We start from the raw sequence: 19,992 nt of genomic DNA, 5'->3' as shown, positions 1-19,992 counted from the left end.
GCAAATATCGGTAAGCAAACCCTCTGCGCCATGGATGGCGCGGTGGAGTCCCATGGATGGGTTCACACGTGTTTGTGTCCGCTATTTGCCTGAATGAGAACCTTAATCAGCAACCGTTATTTTAGAAAATTAAAGCTTCTCAGCGATCATCGCTTCAAGTTTGCCCTGATCAACAGCAAAGTTACGGATGCCTTCAGCTAGTTTTTCTACTGCCATTGGATCCTGGTTGTGCTCCCACAGGAACTCTGCGTGAGTCATTGCAGCAGGACGCTCTTTGATGTCAGTGGTAGCAACCAGTTTCTCAACTACTTCACCTTCTGCTTCTTCCAGCTCTTTAAGAAGCTGAGGAGCGATAGTCAGACGGTCACAACCTGCGATCTCAAGGATTTCGCCGATGTTACGGAAGCTCGCACCCATTACAACCGTGTTGTAACCGTGCTCTTTATAGTAGTTGTAGATCTTAGTAACAGACAGTACGCCCGGATCTTCACTTGCTTCAAAGTCACGACCTTCTTTCGCTTTATACCAGTCCATGATACGGCCTACGAAAGGAGAAATCAGGAATGCGCCAGCTTCAGCACATGCACGAGCCTGTGCGAATGAGAAGAGTAGAGTCAGGTTACAGTTGATGCCTTCTTTTTCAAGAACTTCAGCAGCACGGATACCTTCCCATGTAGAAGCTAGTTTGATAAGGATACGGTCATTCGAGATACCTGCATCGTTATACATTTTAACCAGTTGACGTGCTTTCGCGATGCTGCCTTCAGTATCGTAAGAAAGACGTGCGTCTACTTCAGTAGAGATACGGCCCGGAACAGTTGTCAGGATCTCTTTACCGATGTTTACTGCAAGCATGTCGCAAGTGTCCTGAATCTGCTGAGCTTTATCACTGCTCTGAGATTTAGCGTACTCGATAGCTTGGTCGATTAGAGGTGCATATTCTGCAATTTGAGCGGCTTTAAGAATTAAAGAAGGGTTAGTCGTTGCATCTTCTGGCTGATACTTACGAATGGCTTCGATTTCGCCTGTATCTGCTACTACAGTAGTTACTTTACGAAGTTGCTCTAATTTGTTGCTCATATCCGTCGTCCTATCCTGTTAAGGCTTACTTTGGTCATATGTGTACTGGTTAATCATAGGTATTGGCTGATTAACCGTTAATTTTTCAACCCTGTTCAATGTTGCGTGAACATATGGAACATTGTTGAGGAATTGATGTGTTCAAACTAGCGGATCTGCATAATAAGTCAATCATGCAGGGCGATTAAAAGTGATTTTAATCAAGCTTTAATTGAATTAATGATTACCAAACGTTTACATGCCTTTTTTTAGGCTGAAATTAGCCATAGCAAGGGCTATAAAGCGGGTGAGCATAAGTAATGAATGCGAGCAAATGTTACGTTCTGGTCACCTTATGACAAAAGTTATATCATTGCGCAAATGATCAGGTGATTTTACCCTTTCAGGAAGCCATTATGAGCCAGTCCAATCAGAATATATCCGCGCAGAGTACCGATCTGCTGACAGAGGTGTCCGTTGCTTACTATCAGGACGGAGCAACACAGGAAGAGATCTCTAAGAAGTTTGCTATTTCCAGAGCCAAGGTCGGCCGTATGCTGAAGCAGGCAAGGGATGAAGGGATCGTAGAAATAACGGTGAAATACCACCCGGTATTCAGCGCCAAGATTGAACAACGTCTGATTGATCAGTTTGGGGTAAAACGTGCACTAATTGCCCTTGACCAGCCAAGTGAAGATTTACAGCGTTCTCAGGTTTCCGGGCTGGTATCAAATTACCTTTCCAGTACCTTAAAAGACGGAATGGTGGTGACTGTTGGTCAGGGACGAAATGTTTCCGCCGTTGCCCATCATGTTGGGGTAATTTCTCCCCGTTCCTGTAAGTTTGTCTGCGGCATTGGCGGTATACACCCAAGGGGAGGCATGTTTAATGCCGATCATATCTGTCGTCAATTAGCGAAGAAGTACGGTGGTACCTCAGAAACCCTCTACGCACCAGCCTATGCAGAGAATAAAGAACAGAAAGAGGTGTTTATGCAGAACGAGACCGTTAAGCAGACACTGGATCTTGCACGCAAGGCTGATGTGGCTCTGGTTGGGGTAGGTGATATGAGTGAAAACAGCTATATGGTAGATCTTGGCTGGTTTACTGCTGATGAAGTGGTTCAGTCCCGCTTAAAGCAGGGGGTTGTAGGGGACTTCGCCGGTTACGACTTTTTTGATATCCATGGCAATACGGCAAATACAGTGATGAGTGACCGTGTTATTGGTTTGGGTGTGGAGGAGTTCCGGCCGATTTCAGAGGTGATCGCCATTGCAGCGGAAAATAGTAAGCCATTGGCACTACTTGGTGCGCTAAGAACGGGTGTGATTGATGTGATTGCAACAAGCGTAAGCAACGCTTTGACGGTATTAAACTTAGATGAGCAGATGAAATAACAGGAAAAAAGAAATTAGACTTCGACGATAGAAGGGCAAAAGGGTAGAAAATAGCAATAAGAGCTTCGTGATTAAGAAGCTCTTATTATGTAGCAGGGTTAGACTGTTTCCATGTCACCAATTGAACCCAGACATTTTCCAGTTCATTTAATTCTTCTTCAGTTAGCAGAGCAGCACTGGAAAGCGGGTTGCTTTTCGACTGTTTGATATTTACTTTAGTTTGAAAATCTTTTCTCAACTGAGAAACCGTGGATTCCATTTTGCGATACTCGTAACTGTTTGATTGGTAAATTGTTGTTATATGATGCCAGTTCAGAATGATCAATCAAGATAAATATAAGATCAATTGGCACAGGTCACAATTATATCATCAATTTCGCAGAAAAACCTAAAGTTTTATTAAAAGCTCACGAGTGACTTCCACATATCGAACATGCCGGATTCTTAGCCAGTTTCATTTCTCTCCAGCTCATATTTAGAGCGTCAAAAATCATAAGTTTCCCTGATACCGTATTGCCATAATCAGCGATGACCTTAATTGCCTCTAATGCTTGTGTAGCCCCTATAATACCTACCACCGGCGACATTACGCCTGCCTCTACACAGGTCAATGCCGTATCACCGAACAGGGCACTTAAACAGTGATAGCAGGGTTCATTTTCCCCATAACGGAATACACTTATTTGTCCTTCCATACGGATGGCAGCACCGGAAACCAGCGGGGTTTTTGCCTGAAAACAGAGCTGATTCAGCTGATTTCTGGTTTCAATATTATCTGTGGCATCCAGCACAAGATCATGTTGCTGGATCTGTTTAAGCAGTTTTTGATCATCTAACCGCTCTGAAATGGTATTAATGATCAAGTATGGGTTAAGGGTTTTCAGGCTTTCTGCTGCCGATTCGACTTTGAGTTTGCCGATATCGGCATCAGTATGAAGAACCTGCCTTTGCAGGTTGGAGAGTTCAACATGGTCAAAGTCGACCATAGTGATGTTGCCTACTCCGGCTGTTGCCAGATACTGGCTGCTGGCACAACCTAAACCACCTGCGCCAATAATAAGAATGGAGCTCTGTTTAAGTGCTTCCTGACCGTCAAAATCAAAGTTCTTTAAGATAATCTGGCGGTTATAACGAAGCATTTCTTTATCTGAGAGGATTTCCATAAATAAACCGTTTGTCTGGAAATAAATAAACAGGGCAGAGTATATAACTCTGCCTTGTAAGTATTAAATAACTGTTGCTAAATACGCGTCACTTCGGCAAATATCGAACACAAACACGGGTAAACCCATCCATGGGGCTCCGCCGCGCCATTCCTGGCGCGGAGGGTTTGTTTTTCGATATCTACCTGATGACAAAATCTGTAGCACAATTAAGAACAGTTATTTAGTTATGAATACATTGTGTGGTTAAACATCTGAATCTGCACGGTCTCACCCGCTTCAACGCTGCCTCTTTCTGATTCAAGCACCACAAAGCAGTTGGCCAGACTCATAGAGCGGAATGCGCCTGAGCTTTGATTACCGGTTGACTCAACTTCAAACTGGCCATCTTTAATGGTGTAAATACCACGTTGATAATCGGTTCTGCCCGGCTTTTTCTTAAAGGATGAGCGTGTGATAGCCGGAATAGATTCTGGTGCTTTCCAGTTGGTCTCACCAGCTAGTTTCGCCAGCAGAGGTTGCACCAGAACGTAACAGGTGATAGCAGCAGAAACCGGATTTCCCGGCAGACCACAGAAAATGGCATCGTCCAGTTTTCCGTAGGCAAATGGTTTACCCGGTTTAATAGCCAGTTTCCAGAATCCAATCTCACCCAGCTCTTCCAGAATATCTTTGGTGTAGTCAGCTTCACCAACACTAACACCGCCTGAGGTCATCACTACGTCGGCCTGCTGCTGAGCTGTTTCAAAGGTCTCTTTCAGTAGCTCAGGCACATCGGGGATAATGCCGAGGTCGATGCCTTCACAACCAAAATTCGCCAGCATAGTTTTAATGCCGTAACGGTTGCTGTCGTAGATTTGACCTTCTTCCAGTGGCTCTCCAAGGGACTTAAGTTCATCACCGGTGGAGAAGAAAGCAACTTTGGGCTTGTTATAAACGCTGACATTGGCAAAACCAAGTGATGCAATCATAGGAATGTCGCGTGGAGTCAGGCGGGTACCTTTCGCCAGAACAAGGTCACCTTGAGCAATATCGTTTCCGGTCAGACGAATGTTATTGCCTTCCTTTATTTTGCTATCAGAAAACTGAATACCGTCGTCGGTTACTTTGGTATCTTCCTGCATAACAACGGCGTCACACCCTTCAGGCACTTTGGCTCCTGTCATAATGCGGATACAGGTTCCCTGCGGCCACTCACCTTCAAAAGGCTGACCGGCAAATGATTTTCCGCTTAGGGGAAGAGTGTCAGTGTCAGCCAGATCGGCACGTTTGATGGCGTAGCCATCCATTGCTGAGTTATCAAACGGCGGAACAAATATCGGAGAAAGCAGATCTTCGGCAAGAACATAGCCGACAGCCTGCTCCAGAGGTAAGGTTTTTTGTGTCAGTTTAGCTTCTACACTGGACAACATCTTTTCTAGTGCTTCACTGATAGGCATAAGACCCGGGGTATCACAACAGCCCATAAAGGTTCCTTTTATAATTCTTCATAACAACGGGGGAACAATAGCATAAATTGCTATTATCCCCACCTCGCAGGATTCACAGATTCCAAATCAGACAGGAATGATATTTCTGCCTAAAAACCTTATCCCATAAGCTTTGTGTGGATATAGTTTCGGTTATAGATTCGAATATCTTGTTATTTGAGTATCCTAGTGAATGCGAGTATCCTTGTCAGCCATCCGAAAGGGTTAAAGCGATATTTTTGTAGGAGTGAGTATGTCGGGTATCAGCGAATCAGCCAAGTTAGTAAAAGATGCGCTTGAGTTGCGTGGGTTAGAAACACCTATGCAGACAAACCATATGTCGCGGGAAGAGAAGAAAGAGCGTATTGAATACCATATGCGCGAAGTTCTGCAAATTCTCGATTTGGATCTGTCGGATGACAGTCTGGAAGAGACGCCTGCCCGTATTGCAAAAATGTACGTTGATGAAGTGTTCTCCGGATTGAACTACAACAATTTCCCGAAAATCACCGTAATTGAAAATAAGATGAACGTCAGTGAGATGGTGCGGGTAAAAGACATTACCGTGACCAGTACCTGCGAGCATCACCTTGTTACTATCGACGGAAAAGCTGCAGTTGCCTATATTCCACGTGGAAAAATTATCGGTCTGTCTAAGATTAACCGTATTGTTCGTTTCTTCGCTCAGCGCCCTCAGGTACAAGAGAGAATGACCCAGCAAATTCTGGTTGCCCTGCAAACCTTACTCGAGTCAGATGATGTAGCGGTAACCATTGATGCCACACACTACTGTGTAAAATCCCGTGGTGTAATGGATGCCACCAGTGAGACCACCACGACGGCACTGGGCGGAATATTTAAATCTAACCCGGCTACCCGCCATGAGTTTTTGCATGGTTTAAGATGAATAACTCAATCTAAAGTCATGTGTCGTCTTAATTTGTCGTATTTTAATAACTAAGGTCCAACGTAATGTCGGACCTTAGTGAGTCGTGTCGTTAGATATTAACCATTTTTAGGTGGGGTAAAAGCTGTAAGTTCCAATACCGGTCCTTCATACTTCTCGATCTTAACGAGAGCTGAACTTGCCGCACAGCCGTTAGCCAGACGAGATGTTGGGATATCAAGGGTTAGTACGTTTGCACCACCGTTCTTACAGATGCCCGTTTCTTTATCTAAATCTGGCCAGCCACCTTCATGAATACATACAGCGCCTTGCTTGATACCATCTGTTACCAGTGCGCCTACCAATACCTGTCCGCGATCATTGTACGCGCGCACCAGATCGCCGCTCTTGATGCCACGTGCTTTCGCGTCTTCACTGTTAATCGTGATAGGTTCACGGTTCGCAATCGCGTATTCCTCACGCAATTTAGCGTAGTTAAACTGGCTGTGAAGACGATGTGCAGCATGAGAAGTCATCAGCTGTAGTTCACCGGCCTTGCCCTTGGCAAAGAACTCAGTTGGTTCCAACCAAGTAGGGTGTGCCGGACAGTCTTTCAGGTTATAACCTTCAATCGTTTTAGAGTAGATTTCAATCTTACCTGAAGGTGTACCTAGTGGATTCAGGATAGGATCTTTTCGGAAATCACCATGACGCACAAACTTAGCGGCTTTCTTGTTGTACTTCATCTCAATCAGTTGGTTGTCATTCCAGAATTTACCAAACTTAGGCATTCTGATACGTGCAGATTTACCCGCTTTCTGAGCTGCATCATAGAAGCCCTTCAACCAGGCCATTTCATCTTTGCCTTCGGTATAAACGTCTCTGCCACCTGGCTTCAACATTTCCGCCATATCAGCAAATACGTCAAAATCATTTCGTGCTTCACCTTGAGGCTCTACAACCTTCTTCATAGGAACAAGGTGCTGGTTAGAGTAATCCCCTGTCATAGTCAGGTCATTACGTTCAAAGCTGCTGGTAATTGGAAGTACGATATCACCGTGCTTAGCTGCTGCAGTCCAATAAATTTCTGAGATAACTACCATTTCTGGTTTCTGCCAAGCTTTGATCAAACGGTTTGTGTCCTGATGATGAGTAAAGTTACCACCACCAGCCCACCAGATCATTTTGATATCTGGGAATGTGAGTTCATGACCATTGTGCATGAACGACTTGCCTGGGTTTTCCAGAGCTTCAACAATACGTGCAACAGGGAAGGCATTAACAGCACCAGATACAGCCCAGTCATTACCTGCAGATGAACCACCACCGATAGAAGCTGAAATTGCAGGAAGAACACCAGCATCACGTGTTGGGTTACCACCGTTAGAGTAGTGATAAGACAAACCGAAGCCACCACCTGGAAGACCAATTTGTCCAAGCATCGCTGCCAGTGTTACCAACATCCAATGACGTTGCTCACCGAATTGCTGACGCTGAATACCCCAACCTGACATCAGGATAGTTCTGTTCTGGCTAAAAATGTCTGCCAGTACTTCCATCTGTTTTGCTGGTACGCCAGTAATTTCTTCCGCCCATGCTGGTGTTTTCTCGACACCATCTTCTTTACCCATCAGGTACGCTTCAAACTTGTCGTAACCTGTTGTGTACTTGTTTAGGAACTCAATGTCATGCTTACCTTTCTTAACAAGCGAATGTGCAACACCCATCATCATCGCCACATCGGTCATTGGACGAGGAGCAATCCACTGGACCGAGTCACCCAGGAATTCAACTGTCTCTGAACGCATTGGGTCAATAGCGATGATCGTTTTACCTGACTTCTTGAGTTGAGCAAAGAACTCAAGGCCTGAGCAATCTGTAGAGCTCCATGCAATCTTCAGAGTGTTCATTGGGTTCATACCCCAAAGAACCACAACGTCAGAGTTTTCCATTATTACTGGGTGAGTAGTCTGTTGCTCGTAAACCTCAATTGAACCCATAACGTGCGGCATAATAACTTGCGCTGCACCAGTAGAGTAATCGCCCAGATGGCCTGAGTAACCACCAGCCATACTCATGTATCGCTGAAGAAGAGTCTGAGCTTTGTGTAATACACCACTCGAACGCCAGCCATAAGAACCAGCAAATACAGCTTCTGGTCCATTTTCCTTACGGATGCGCATATGCTGTTCATGAATCAGTTTATAGGCTTCATCCCACGACACACGAATAAACTCATCATCGCCACGAGCACCTGTAGGCTGGGATGGGTTCTCTAGGAAGCCTTTTCGAACCATTGGATACTTGATACGAGCTTTAGTGTGTACTTGATCTGGCCCTGTTTCCTGAAGACTATTGCGAACAGTTTGAGCCAATGCGTTGGTGGTAGAGATAAGTTTGCCGTCTTTAACTTCTGCTATCATCGGCCCCATTCGACCTGCGGTTAAAATTCCTTTACCGCGTTTGTTTGAAGCGGACGCTGCAAGAGGGGTTAAAGAAGTAATCGCCAATGCACCGGCTGTTATGCTGGAGCCTTTTAAGAATACGCGACGAGTAATGTTATTCATTTTGATTTCCTTAATGTTCATGTTAATGGCCGACCACATCTTTCGCATGGTTCTGGAAGTATTTGGTGAGAATCTCTAAATCTTCATCAGTAATGTCTGTGCGTTCTCCCATGCCTTTAGCAACGGGTCCCCAAGCATTTACTGTGAAATGATTTGCCGGGATCTTCGCATGACATGTAGAACAGTAAACGTTGTCTAACTCCTCAGCGTATTCCCAGATAGGTTCTAAAGAATCGAGCACAGGTGACTCTATCTGTACTTTCAGTATCGCTGTTCGCCATTCGTTTCCGTAGTCATCAGTCGTGTAATCACCCGATGTAACCGCAGCCTTACCTTGGTCAGTCAAGATCGCTACGATAGAGCGTTGTCCTTCACCGAAATAAAGCACTTGCTCAGCACCTTTCATCTGGTAAGCATGTAGCTCTACAGTACGAGTTGAATCTTTAACATCAACAACATGAAGTTTCGCGGTTGGGTTGATCATTCCCAGTTCGCCAAGGCTTATGTTTTCTACCGGATAAACGACTTTTGCATCCTCAGCAGTGTTGCTTGTTGCCGAAATTAACTTGTCAAAGGCTTCGCTATCCATTTCAGGTTCCGGAGCGAAGTGAGCAACTCCCTTATGGCAATCTATGCAGGTTTGGTTATTTTCTTGAGCATAGGAATGCATCTTTGCAGCATCTTCAGACTGTTCAAAACTATCCATTGCATCAAATGTATGACAAGAACGACAAGTTGCTGAGTCGTTTTCTCGCATATGCTTCCAAACTGTTTCAGCCATTGCCATTCGGTGCTCTTCATATTTTTCTTCGCTATCTATCTTGCCTGTCACGAACTCATGGTAAATATCTTTGCTGGCCCTGATCTTGGTAACCACATAATCAATAGGATCAGACGGTATGTGACAATCAGAACATTCAGCTCGGATGCCTTTTGCATTGCTGAAATGAATTGAACCTTCATATTCTTCATAGGGGATCTGCATGGTATGACACGACACACAGAACTCTGTGCTTGATGTGAAGTGCATCATAGCAGCTGTGCCACCCAGTGATACCCAACCAATCACTAATCCGGTTATCCCGGTTATTAATAACAAACGTTTATTTAATTTCATAAAAAGACACTTATTGACATAGATAATAATAACGTAGTCAAATTAGAGTTTTTTAATGTGAACTCAGGTTGAAAACCTGTTTTGCAACTAAATTAACATTAATATTTGTATGGTTAATCACATCTAAATAAATGTAAGAATTTGTAAGGAAATGCCGTTAAATATGGTAGTTCACAACAAAAAACAGAATGAAAAGAACGTAATTTAACTTTTTCGATTTTTATTGCTTTAGTGAAATTTTCTTTTTATGGAGCGAGTTGCTTTCAATTAAACTTTTTTAAACACAAACTCTGCACGTTAAAAGTAGACGATAAGCTGGAGCAAAAATATAGGAGGAAAAATGTTTTTTTCAGTTTGAAATACACGCAATAAATGAAAAAGCCCCGATGATTCGGGGCTTTTAACTATTACTTATTAAATTTGAGTGGTTACTCATCATAATAATAGTCTTCCAGAGCGTATGGATCATCATCGAGTACATGTTCCATCCGGCCTCTTAGTTGCTCCAGCTGATATTCCAGCATATTCATGGTTTCAATATCACCTTCTGAGCACGCAACATAGATTTGTTGTTCCAAATCTTCAATTTTTTCCCGCATGTTCATAACTTCCTCCTTATGTCGAATAAGCTGATGACATAACGAGAGTGATACTGATCGAATTTAGAGCTTTCAGGCACGATGGTTCGAATCAGTATCCATTCATCGCTGAGAACTCAACGGTTCTCAAATCTATTGTAGTCTAACAATCCAAATTCGACGGGCTGATCCTGCTTGTACCAGTCAGAAATTGCGTCACTGAAAGACCAGAACTGTGGCGAGCTACGACGAATCGCGAATTTATTCAATAAGTTAACATAGTCTTGTTCGCTATCCATTTTACTAAGCAAATTATAAAATTGTGCGATTTCACTCTCTTTTAACTGTAGAAATACCGCTGGATAGCTACCTAATACGCCTCTGACCAGAGTCAGGTTATCCTGCGTGGGTAAGCGGTTCGCTTCCTCATTAAATAAGCTGGATATGTTTTTATGAGCATTATTTCTCAGCATGGTGAATAGTTGCTTACGGCCGGAATCAGCGGTCACCATTATCATGCTGATTTGCGGCAGGGTCTCTGTGCGGAAGCCGGTGAGTTTGTCAATTTTTCTTAGTATGGCTTCGTTCTCAGGCTTAAGCCCTGTGTTGACGATAGCGTAGCGATCACTAAGTACCGGTTTATAAAGCTGTTTAAGTTTATCGAACAACTCGGACTTAGCATCCTGTGTGTGGTATTTTACACCGCTAGGCTGATTAAATGGTTCAACATTTCTCTGCAGAAAGTCCGCCAGCGACAGGCTCTGATCCTGATACCATGAACTGTGCTCCCTATGACGGATCTCTTTCGGCAGCAGGGCGAGGAAATGGCTCTCACCTTCCAGACGAAGAAAGTCCATATACATACGGGTAACCAGTTGATGACCGAAGTTGCCGTAAACATCAAAGCCTGCAACCAATAGATAGTGAATACGCTCTAAAATGGCGTAGTCGATAACCCATGCTGTTTTCGGTTTTTCACCTACCAGCCCTTTTACTACCGAGGCACTGTCAAAATGGCGGAACACGGTCAGGGCAGCATTGTCGTTATCGCCGTCGCCTGTCCAGAGCACATCGGTAGTCAGGCGGACTCCGTTTTCAAACCATTGGTTAATAAACTCAGACTTGGCTTGCAGGTATCTTGCCTGCTGGTTGGCGTAATTTATCCAGTTCACCACTGGCTCCGTATTACTCTCTTTTTCGCCCGGTAGCTTGAGGTTGTCTGCCTGCTGCTGATAGAACTGGTTTATTTCAGGCAGAACGGCATTTTCCGGGTCAAGGAAGAACACCCAAAAGCGGTCGTTAATAACATTAAGTGCTAACTGACCACGACAAACCGGCCCTTTAATAAAGGCCATAATGGTGTTTTGTGCCCCATCAACCAGAAAACGGAAACGGCTTTTAACCGGAATATCCTGAAAAGCGGTTAAAGGGTTGGCAGCAATATCAGGGTGGTATTGCGGTAGTTGATCGACAGAATAATCAGTTTCGATAAACCATTGTGTCCAGTTTGCCATTCGCTGTTGGTTAAGGGCATAAGGCATATGGGTTTTATCTACAATGGTGCCCAGTTCCGGGATCAGACGATAATAGACGCGGCTGACGCCCGGGTCATCATATGGCCTGCGGGTTGTGATTCTTTTTACCGGTTTTCCAGGTGGTGTGGATGAACGTACCAGATTAAAGAAGCGCGGCTCACCGTCCAGATCGGAAAAATATAGATGGAAAAGATAGATATGCTCATACAAATAACGGGCGGTGAGCTGTCCTTTCAGGCTGTTCTGATTTAAAAATGTTTCCCATCTGGCTATCAATTTTTGCTGCTCAGCAGAAACCGGCTTACTGGCGGACATCAAAGCCCCGTCGCCAATCCAGTCTATAAGGGTGTTAAATTCCTGCTGCTTGAGGTTGGGCATTCCGTATGGCATTCCCCAGTCGGGATGATCTTGCTGATACTGCTCATGCTCTTCTAGTGTCGGGCACTGCTCCTCACGGTAGATTGAGAAATCAAACCCTTCCAGTTGATCTTGCTGTTGTTGCGGATAGATCTGCTTCTGAATCAGCATTTTTGCCATCAGGCCGGCATCTATGTTTGCCTGATGATTTTGCGCCCGTTCGTTGAGTACCGGATGAAACTCCATTTCGCGCCACTGTTCCGTCGTATCCGCATCCTCAAATAAGCGGGTCGGAGTTGAAGCCGTAAGGCGGGTTCCTTCATAAACGGTGTTTTTACTTCCGCCGCGGTCAATCCCTTCGGCAGACGACATTTTTAGCTGACAAGGAGCGTCATAGCAGGCGTGACAGACAACGCAGCGGTTATCAATCACGGGTTTAACTACGTCCCTGTAATGCTGTGCAATGGGGGAGTGATAGGGAACCTGACGTTCACGAACCACTTCTTCGCCAAACAGGGAGTCATAGTTGTAACCTGCATAAGTGGCACAGCCGGAGAGCAGGGTGAGAAACAGAAGCGCAAGGATCTGACGTTGATTCATTTTCAGTGGGTATCTCTGATTATTTTATTGAAATTAAAGCAGAAGCTTTTGTTGAGTGCCAATAAGGCCACTATTTATGACGCCTTAGCCAGACTCTCTTTCGGCGTATAATTAAAGTGACGCTTAAACTCACGGCTAAACTGAGAGGCACTGTTATAGCCGACTTTTCTTGCTGCGTCAGCCGCTTTAAGACCCTCCGCCATAATCAATTCTCTTGCTTTCATCAGCCGTACCTTTTTGATGTACTGCAAAGGGGATTCGGCGGTTACCTGTTTAAAAGCGCGGTGGAAAGGGGCAACACTCATATGCACCTTATCGGCCAGATCTTCCACCGTCAGAGTGGTTTCATAATCGGAGTGGATCAGGTCGAGTACTTTAGCTACTTTTGCGTAATTTCCATCTGTATTGGCGCGCTCATAAAGCACATGCCCCATGGGACCCTGCAGTACCCGATAGGCGATTTCCCGCACAATACCTTCACCAAGAAACTCTGCTTCAGCGTCGTTTTGCAGTACCTTTATCAGGCGCAGAAACACATCTTGCAATGGGTCGGTGAGAGAGACACATTTCAGCCCGAGCTGGTTCTCTGACGGCGAGTCGGTTTTAACCTGAGTATGCTTCTCTATATGATTGATAACCGAATGAAGCAGTGCTGGCGGCACATCAATGGTGATACCCAATATAGGTTTGCCATCTTCTGTTTCAGCTTCGCATTCAAGAGGGAGGGGGACACCAAGTACCACATAATCACCCGGCCCGTAGCGCATTTTATGCTCACCCAGATAGATATTTTTGTAGCCTTGTCCCATCAGAATAATACCTGACTGATAGATAAGCGGCACCCTGTCCCCTGAATGGGTTGAACGGTAAAAACCAACACCAGAAACCTTGGTTTTCACCCAGCCCTCAAGATCATGCAACTGTTTAAGTTGTACATAGGCGTTCATATAATTGGCTATCTGGCTCATACTTTTCCCTCATTCTGATTTGCTGAAGTTAACAAATCAGACATTTTTAGGCAAGGAATTGCCATTAATGTGGCTGTTTCTATTCTTTGAAAGATACTATTATGCAATTCATAAGATCAGGTGACCTCAAAATGCGCTTCTGCATACTGAAGTCTCATAGATATAAACAGCGTCGAAGTCATAGATGCTGAGAATCCAAAAATAAAATGGAGAGATGTGATGCAATTTGTTTACGGTAACTCAACTACCATTCTGTTCGGTCAGGGTCAGATAGCAGCGATTAAACAACAGATACCAACAGATAAGAAAGTGCTGGTTATTTATGGCGGCGGTTCTATTAAAAAGAATGGCGTTTATGATCAGGTAAAAGAAGCGCTTTCAGAGCACTCCTGGCTGGAGTTCTCCGGCGTTGAGCCAAACCCGACGGCGGAAACTATGGATAAAGCCGTTGAGGTAATCAAAAGCGAAGGTATCGATTTTGTACTGGCTGTAGGCGGTGGATCTGTTATCGATGGTTCTAAATATGCTGTAGCGGCTGCTAAATACGACGGTGACGGCTGGGACATTCTTATCGGCAAGCATCAGGTAACCAAAGCTGTGCCTCTGGCTGCGGTACTTACTCTGCCGGCTACAGGCTCTGAGTCTAATTCCGGTGCGGTAATCACTCAGGCTGCAACGAAAACCAAGCTGGCATTCTTGTCTCCGGCAGTCCAGCCTCAGTTTGCTGTGATGGATCCGGATACTATGAAGTCACTGCCGCTAAACCAGCTGCAAAACGGTATTGTTGATGCGTGGGTACATATCTGCGAACAGTATGTAACGACTAAGCTGAACACTTCAATGGTACAAGATGGTTACGCTGAAACTCTGCTGAAGAACCTGCTGGTTCTGGCTAAGCAGTTTGAACAGCGTGATGATGACTGGCGTGCCAACCTGATGTGGACGGCCAATCAGGCATTGAATGGCTTGATCGGTTCCGGCGTTGCTCATGACTGGGCCACTCATATGATTGGTCACGAGCTGACTGCCCTGTATGGTGTGGATCACGGTCGTTCACTGGCAATTATTCAGCCTTCACTGTATCGCAACCAGATTGAAGCTAAGCGTACTAAGCTTGAGCAGATGGGTCAGAACGTATTTGGTCTTGAGCCGTCAGCTGATCTGGCAGAGCGTACCATTGAAGCGATTGAAGCTTTCTACCATAGCTTAGGCGTTGCAACTGAGTTAACCGAGCATGGTGGTGATAAGCAGGCAGCCATTACTGATGTACTGGCTAAGCTGGAAGCTCACGGAATGGTTGCTCTGGGCGAACATCAGGCGATTACTCTGAAAGAGAGCCGCGAAATCTTAGAGCAGGCTGTTGCTTAACTCCTCAGCGGGTAAACGGATATAAAGAAAAAGGGCTTATCACACTGGATAAGCCCTTTTCGTATTTGAACCATAAACGGCTGAATTAAGCCGTACGGTAATCTTTCAAAACCACATTCAGGTTTCTTGAGGCACTGGTCAGTTCTGCCACACCCTGAGCTGAACTTTCAGCCACACCGCGAATCACATCAGATTGGTTGCGGATGTCACTTAGTTCGGTTGCGATATCATTCGCTACAGCACTCTGTTCATCTGCAGAAGTGGAGATCTGAATACTCATATCCATAACAGCACGGGCTGATTCGGCAATAGACTGCACATCTTCACCAATTTCAGACACAAGGTCACTGCTGGTCTGAGCTTGTTTAACGGTATCCTGAGTTTTCGCTGCAATCACTTTGGTTTCGTTCTGCAGTTTCTCAATCATGGCCTGAATCTCTACCGTTGCATCCTGAGTACGGCTTGCAAGTGTACGGACTTCATCAGCGACTACCGCAAATCCGCGACCTTGCTCTCCGGCACGTGCCGCTTCAATCGCTGCGTTTAGTGCCAGCAGGTTAGTCTGCTCAGAGATAGCGTTGATTGTAGTGATAACCTCGTTAATCTGAGTGGTGTTCTCAGTAAGGGTATCTACAGAATCCGATGCTTCAGAGATATAAGTTGAAAGTTGATCAATTTCGCTGATCACGTTGTTTACACGGCGCTGACTCGCTTCAACATACTTAGCATCATTTTCAGAGTGCTCGGCAGCCTGCTTAGCAACATTCGACACTTCCTGAGCGGATGCAGTCATCTCTTCCATTGCGGTAGCAACAGAATCCAGAGAGGTGTGCTGATAGTTGATCTGCTGTTCACTCTGTTTTGCTTCCTGCTCAAAGGTACCGGCAGTACCTTCCAGTGTTGTTGAGCTGTCTTTAACAGTAACAACAAGCTTAGTCAGTGTGTCCATAGCATTATCAAGGGCACAACCAATGGTACCGAACTCATCACGACCCGAGTGGAAGCCCAGACGTGAAGTCAGGTCTCCGTCTGCAATTTTCAGTGTGGTTTGCCACAGTACCCAAAGCGCACCACCAAGGAAGGTGGTCAGCCAGTAGCAGAAAATAGCGAACGGAATTGTCCATAAATAAGTAAGGAAAAAGGAAGTTAGTGCATCACTTTTCGCTGCTTTTTCAGCGGAAGCAACATTCTCAGTAAGAGAGGCGTACTGTCCGCCGCCAATGCTGGCTACAGCAGTGACACTTTGCTCTGTTCTGCTGGTTTTGCCTGCAGAACCTGAAACTGTTACACCAAGATTGCTTAACTTATCAACGGCATCAAATTGACGGGCGCTTTGTACATAACCCTGAAGCTTAGCTTCAGCGGTAACAACTGATTTTGATTCAATACTTGCAATCGCGTCGTTGTAACGACCTAAAGCAGTTGTTGTCAGGGCTAGTAAAAATAGGGCAAATAACACCCAGAATTTATCATTGACGGACATCTTAATAAAAAGACGGTCAATCGGTCTAAAGTTAGTTTCTTTCATGAAGGCTCCAACGTTTTCATGTTTGTAACAGACGCACTATCTATTTTAGATGAGAAACGTGCGAAAGAGTTGGAAAATTTTGAAATAAATGATCGATTTTAATGTAAAGATGAGATGGCAAACGATTTCTCAATATGATCGGTTATTAGTGCTTTTGTTCTATTTGAGGGGAGACCTCGGAATACCGTTGAAATATATCAGAAAAACGTATATCTAATAAGAAAAAGGTATATTGATTTTTAAACAAATGTCATATAAAACAAGTCTACTGATATGGATAGAAAACAGACAAAGGAATCGTTAATGAACGAGAGCAGTATGAACAGTGAGGGTCTTGAGCTCCTTGATGCTCTGGAAATCGGCTTTGAATTAACTGACTATCAGGCAGAAGCTGAGCAAGCTGCAGAGTCGACTTGTGCAAACTAAGCCTTGATCAATATTTATCTTTTTGGCTGGTTTAGCTAATAAATATTAATTAAAACCCATTAGTGGTTTTAGTTTTTGCAATTAACCCTGTTTTTTGTAGGACTATTAAATGTCATTAATTTTGTTGTCTTTGAATATAAGTAATCAAGTGCATAAAGGTTAATGAACTATTTAGCCCACATACATATTGCCGATTATTGCAGCAGTGATATTGCCGGTAATTTATTAGGCGATTTTATCAAAGGTGATCCGACAGGGAAATTTCCTGCTCAAATTGTGCAGGGAATAAAACTGCACCGCTTTGTTGATAGTTACACTGATCAACACCCATTAATGAAACAGGCGAAACACTGTTTCCCGCCTCCGCTAAGACGTTTTGCCCCCATCGCACTGGACGTATTCTGGGATCACTGCCTGGCAAGCAACTGGCAGAGCTACCATTTACAACCTGCCGGTGAATCACTACAGCAGTTTTGTCGCCGCATGCAGCAGCAGTGCGATTACACGATAGAGAACCTTCCTGAACGTTATCTTAGAGTCACTGAGTCTATGTGGCAGGATCAATGGCTGCTGTCATACACAGAAATGGATAACATCCGTTTTGCACTAAGGCGTATTTCCCAGCGTTCAGCCAGAATGACTTCCGTTGCCGAATGTTATGGCACGCTGGAGAGTCATTACTCTCAGCTAAATGAGCTGTTTACTGATTTATACCCTGATCTGCTTAAGCAAGCGGTTAACTTCTGATACAATCGCCGCCCGATTTTTCAGGTGACTGCTACTCAGGTGACTGCAATGCTTAAAGAGCTTAAAGATATCTCTTTCTCCGATCTCCCACTGTCTGATGTTGTTACTTCCCGGCTGACAGAGCTTGGTTTTAAACAGCCTACACCAATTCAGCAACAAGCCATTCCTTATGTGCTGGAAGGTAAAGATGTTCTGGCGGGTGCACAGACCGGAACAGGAAAAACCGCAGCATTTGGTTTACCTCTTATTCAGCAGTTGCTTGAAACCGGCTATGAAGGTGGTGAAAGAGACAAAAGCGTTCGCTCACTGGTTTTGGTTCCTACCCGCGAGCTGGCTCAACAAGTGTTTACCAGCCTGAAGGAGTATGCCGCCGACACGAATATTAATATTGTTGTTGCTTACGGCGGAACCAGCATTAATGTCCAGCGCGATAATCTGAAAAACGGCGCTGATATTCTGGTGGCCACGCCGGGGCGCTTGCTTGACCATGCTTATACCAAAACCATCGATTTGCGAACTACATCGTCTTTAGTTCTGGATGAAGCAGACCGTATGTTAGATATGGGCTTTTTGCCGGATATTCAGCGAATCATCAAGAAACTGCCGCAGCAGCGGCAAACCTTGCTGTTTTCAGCCACATTTGATAACCGGATTAAAAAACTGGCCTACCGGATTCTGCAGCAGCCTGTCGAAGTACAAGTTACGCCGCAAAACAGCACAGTAGATTCCGTTACCCAGATGGTGTATCCGGTGGATAAAAAACGCAAATCAGAACTGCTCGCTTATCTGATTGGGTCGCGTAACTGGCAGCAGGCTTTGGTATTTACTAAAACCAAGCAAGGCTCGGATGCTCTGGTTAAAGAACTGAAACTGGACGGTATTAAAGCCGCTTCGATCAATGGCGATAAAAGCCAGGGAGCCAGACAGAAAGCGCTGGATGACTTTAAATCCGGTGCTGTCCGTGCCCTGATTGCAACGGATGTTGCTGCCCGGGGTATAGACATTCAGGAACTCGAAGCGGTGGTAAACTTCGATATGCCTTATAAAGCAGAAGATTATATTCACCGTATTGGCCGCACAGGCCGTGCCGGTAAAGAGGGCATAGCCATTTCATTAATGTGTCGTGACGAAGAGTATTTGCTCACGGCAATTGAAAACCTTTTGGATAAAAAGCTACCGCAAGAGTGGTTACAAGGCTTTGAACCTAGCCTGATTGAAGAGACAGACAATGACCGACCAACAAAAAGGCGCAGTCGTTCTTCTGAAAAAAGGAAGATGAAGGCAAAATTAAAGATTCATCAGCACAGAGGTAAAAAGCGCTGATGGATTTCCCGCCTCTTTATGAGGCGGGGTTATTTGTTATACGTCCTGGCAGACGTGCTCTTCAAATTTACAGCAGAGCGGTAATAGCAAGTCATCAAGACTATCTGGCTGTAAAACCTCGTCCTGAGGGACTTCCAGATAGCGAACCATCTGCTTATTAAACAGATTCCAGTGGTTATATAAAGCCTGATCCGGATCGTTGGTCTGCTCTTTCCAGATCTCTCCAAGCAGTGGCTTCAGGCTGGTAGCGCCGTGAGCATTCATTATCAACTGCCACTTTACTTCATACATACTGATGGGGTTGTCAGGGTGCTCTTCATTGTGCCTGTCGGTCAGGGCGAACATAATGTCTTCAAATTTACCCTGCTGATCAATAAAGTAATCAAAAAACTCACCTTCCTGTCTGACCGCATCGGCCGCAAACTGGATAGGGTAAGGAACTTTAAGGGCATGAGCCAACAGCCTGACAGCGAAAGTATATAACAGAACATTAGCAGGTTTGCTCTGAGGGAACTCGCTAATCAGCTGTGCTATATACTCTTTCATATAATCGTGTAGTGCATCACTGATGGCATACCAGATCTGCTCTTTGCTGCCGAAGTGGTGGCGGATCAGGCTATGTGATACACCGGCAGATTCACTAATGTTTCTTAATGAGACTTTTTCGAAGCCATATTTACAGAACATGCTGCCGGCTACGCACAGTATGTGCATTTTTGTCTCTTCCGCAGTTTGAGCGCTGCGTCGCCCTTGCTTTCTTTCAGCCATTTTGTACTTCTCATTTACGACCAACACGTTTTACCAAATTTTCATTGTTTCGTCATTTAATTTTATTGTCCGCATGGAAAATAAGTATTGATATTATCCTAATTAAACATATACTGCACGTGTGTGTAATAAAAAG

17 protein-coding genes are annotated in these 19,992 nt (G+C 44.7%); 6 read left to right on the top strand and 11 right to left on the bottom strand.

Annotation, left to right across the window (positions count from 1 at the left end; translation table 11 throughout):
- Positions 1 to 129: 129 nt before the first annotated feature.
- Positions 130 to 1,080 carry a transaldolase gene (gene tal / locus PK654_RS21145; protein WP_271699384.1) on the bottom strand — a complete coding sequence of 317 codons (951 nt, stop codon included), beginning with the start codon at positions 1,078 to 1,080 and terminating at the stop codon, positions 130 to 132.
- A 395-nt stretch (positions 1,081 to 1,475) separates the two neighbouring features.
- Between tal and PK654_RS21140 the strand changes: the two genes are divergently transcribed.
- Positions 1,476 to 2,456, top strand: coding sequence for a sugar-binding transcriptional regulator (locus PK654_RS21140; RefSeq protein ID WP_271699383.1), 981 nt, complete (start codon positions 1,476 to 1,478; stop codon positions 2,454 to 2,456).
- An 85-nt stretch (positions 2,457 to 2,541) separates the two neighbouring features.
- Here PK654_RS21140 and PK654_RS21135 read toward each other — a convergent pair whose 3' ends face one another.
- The 3 genes from PK654_RS21135 to moeA all read right to left on the bottom strand — a co-directional run bounded on the left by PK654_RS21135 (position 2,542) and on the right by moeA (position 5,085).
- Positions 2,542 to 2,694, bottom strand: coding sequence for a hypothetical protein (locus tag PK654_RS21135; RefSeq protein WP_271699382.1), 153 nt, complete (start codon positions 2,692 to 2,694; stop codon positions 2,542 to 2,544).
- Positions 2,695 to 2,863: 169 nt separating this feature from the next.
- Positions 2,864 to 3,619, bottom strand: a complete 756-nt coding sequence (gene moeB / locus PK654_RS21130; RefSeq protein WP_271699380.1) for a molybdopterin-synthase adenylyltransferase MoeB — start codon at positions 3,617 to 3,619, stop codon at positions 2,864 to 2,866.
- Between the two features lie 227 nt (positions 3,620 to 3,846).
- Positions 3,847 to 5,085: a molybdopterin molybdotransferase MoeA gene (gene moeA, locus PK654_RS21125; protein WP_271699378.1), complete on the bottom strand. Its 1,239-nt coding sequence runs from the start codon at positions 5,083 to 5,085 to the stop codon at positions 3,847 to 3,849.
- A gap of 256 nt (positions 5,086 to 5,341) precedes the next feature.
- Between moeA and folE the strand changes: the two genes are divergently transcribed.
- Positions 5,342 to 5,995, top strand: coding sequence for a GTP cyclohydrolase I FolE (folE, locus tag PK654_RS21120; RefSeq protein ID WP_271699377.1), 654 nt, complete (start codon positions 5,342 to 5,344; stop codon positions 5,993 to 5,995).
- Positions 5,996 to 6,093: 98 nt separating this feature from the next.
- On the opposite strand, the gene PK654_RS21115 is transcribed toward folE, so the two are convergent.
- From PK654_RS21115 to PK654_RS21095, 5 genes are all read right to left on the bottom strand, one after another.
- Entirely contained in the window at positions 6,094 to 8,541 is a 2,448-nt protein-coding gene (locus tag PK654_RS21115) for a molybdopterin guanine dinucleotide-containing S/N-oxide reductase (RefSeq protein ID WP_271699375.1), read from the bottom strand.
- 22 nt (positions 8,542 to 8,563) lie between these two features.
- Positions 8,564 to 9,658: a NapC/NirT family cytochrome c gene (locus tag PK654_RS21110; protein WP_271699374.1), complete on the bottom strand. Its 1,095-nt coding sequence runs from the start codon at positions 9,656 to 9,658 to the stop codon at positions 8,564 to 8,566.
- A 428-nt stretch (positions 9,659 to 10,086) separates the two neighbouring features.
- The gene (locus PK654_RS21105; RefSeq protein WP_271699373.1) at positions 10,087 to 10,263 is read right to left on the bottom strand and encodes a hypothetical protein; all 177 of its coding nucleotides are present in this window, start codon (positions 10,261 to 10,263) and stop codon (positions 10,087 to 10,089) included.
- A 110-nt stretch (positions 10,264 to 10,373) separates the two neighbouring features.
- Positions 10,374 to 12,728 carry a fatty acid cis/trans isomerase gene (locus PK654_RS21100; RefSeq protein WP_271699372.1) on the bottom strand — a complete coding sequence of 785 codons (2,355 nt, stop codon included), beginning with the start codon at positions 12,726 to 12,728 and terminating at the stop codon, positions 10,374 to 10,376.
- A gap of 74 nt (positions 12,729 to 12,802) precedes the next feature.
- On the bottom strand, positions 12,803 to 13,696 hold the full coding sequence (locus PK654_RS21095; protein WP_271699371.1) for an AraC family transcriptional regulator: 894 nt from the start codon (positions 13,694 to 13,696) through the stop codon (positions 12,803 to 12,805).
- A 219-nt stretch (positions 13,697 to 13,915) separates the two neighbouring features.
- Here PK654_RS21095 and PK654_RS21090 point away from each other — a divergent pair, with 219 nt between their 5' ends.
- Complete coding sequence (locus PK654_RS21090; RefSeq protein WP_271699370.1) at positions 13,916 to 15,064, top strand: iron-containing alcohol dehydrogenase; 1,149 nt, start codon at positions 13,916 to 13,918, stop codon at positions 15,062 to 15,064.
- 85 nt (positions 15,065 to 15,149) lie between these two features.
- On the opposite strand, the gene PK654_RS21085 is transcribed toward PK654_RS21090, so the two are convergent.
- Positions 15,150 to 16,592 carry a methyl-accepting chemotaxis protein gene (locus PK654_RS21085; protein WP_271699369.1) on the bottom strand — a complete coding sequence of 481 codons (1,443 nt, stop codon included), beginning with the start codon at positions 16,590 to 16,592 and terminating at the stop codon, positions 15,150 to 15,152.
- A gap of 303 nt (positions 16,593 to 16,895) precedes the next feature.
- On the opposite strand from PK654_RS21085, the gene PK654_RS21080 reads away from it, so the two are divergent.
- The 3 genes from PK654_RS21080 to PK654_RS21070 all read left to right on the top strand — a co-directional run bounded on the left by PK654_RS21080 (position 16,896) and on the right by PK654_RS21070 (position 19,088).
- Positions 16,896 to 17,018: a hypothetical protein gene (locus PK654_RS21080; RefSeq protein ID WP_271699368.1), complete on the top strand. Its 123-nt coding sequence runs from the start codon at positions 16,896 to 16,898 to the stop codon at positions 17,016 to 17,018.
- A gap of 162 nt (positions 17,019 to 17,180) precedes the next feature.
- Positions 17,181 to 17,765 carry an acyl carrier protein phosphodiesterase gene (locus tag PK654_RS21075; protein WP_271699367.1) on the top strand — a complete coding sequence of 195 codons (585 nt, stop codon included), beginning with the start codon at positions 17,181 to 17,183 and terminating at the stop codon, positions 17,763 to 17,765.
- A 48-nt stretch (positions 17,766 to 17,813) separates the two neighbouring features.
- Positions 17,814 to 19,088: a DEAD/DEAH box helicase gene (locus PK654_RS21070; protein WP_271699366.1), complete on the top strand. Its 1,275-nt coding sequence runs from the start codon at positions 17,814 to 17,816 to the stop codon at positions 19,086 to 19,088.
- A gap of 36 nt (positions 19,089 to 19,124) precedes the next feature.
- Here the strand turns inward: PK654_RS21070 and PK654_RS21065 are convergent, their stop codons facing one another.
- Positions 19,125 to 19,856 (bottom strand): TetR/AcrR family transcriptional regulator, encoded by a 732-nt coding sequence (locus tag PK654_RS21065; protein WP_271699364.1) that lies wholly within the window; start codon positions 19,854 to 19,856, stop codon positions 19,125 to 19,127.
- Positions 19,857 to 19,992 lie beyond the last annotated feature (136 nt).

It is taken from the genome of Vibrio sp. SCSIO 43137 (assembly GCF_028201475.1).
In the GTDB taxonomy this organism is placed as follows: domain Bacteria; phylum Pseudomonadota; class Gammaproteobacteria; order Enterobacterales; family Vibrionaceae; genus Vibrio.
The sequence above is the reverse complement of the archived record's forward strand: the minus strand, read 5'-3'. Positions and strand labels throughout refer to the sequence as shown.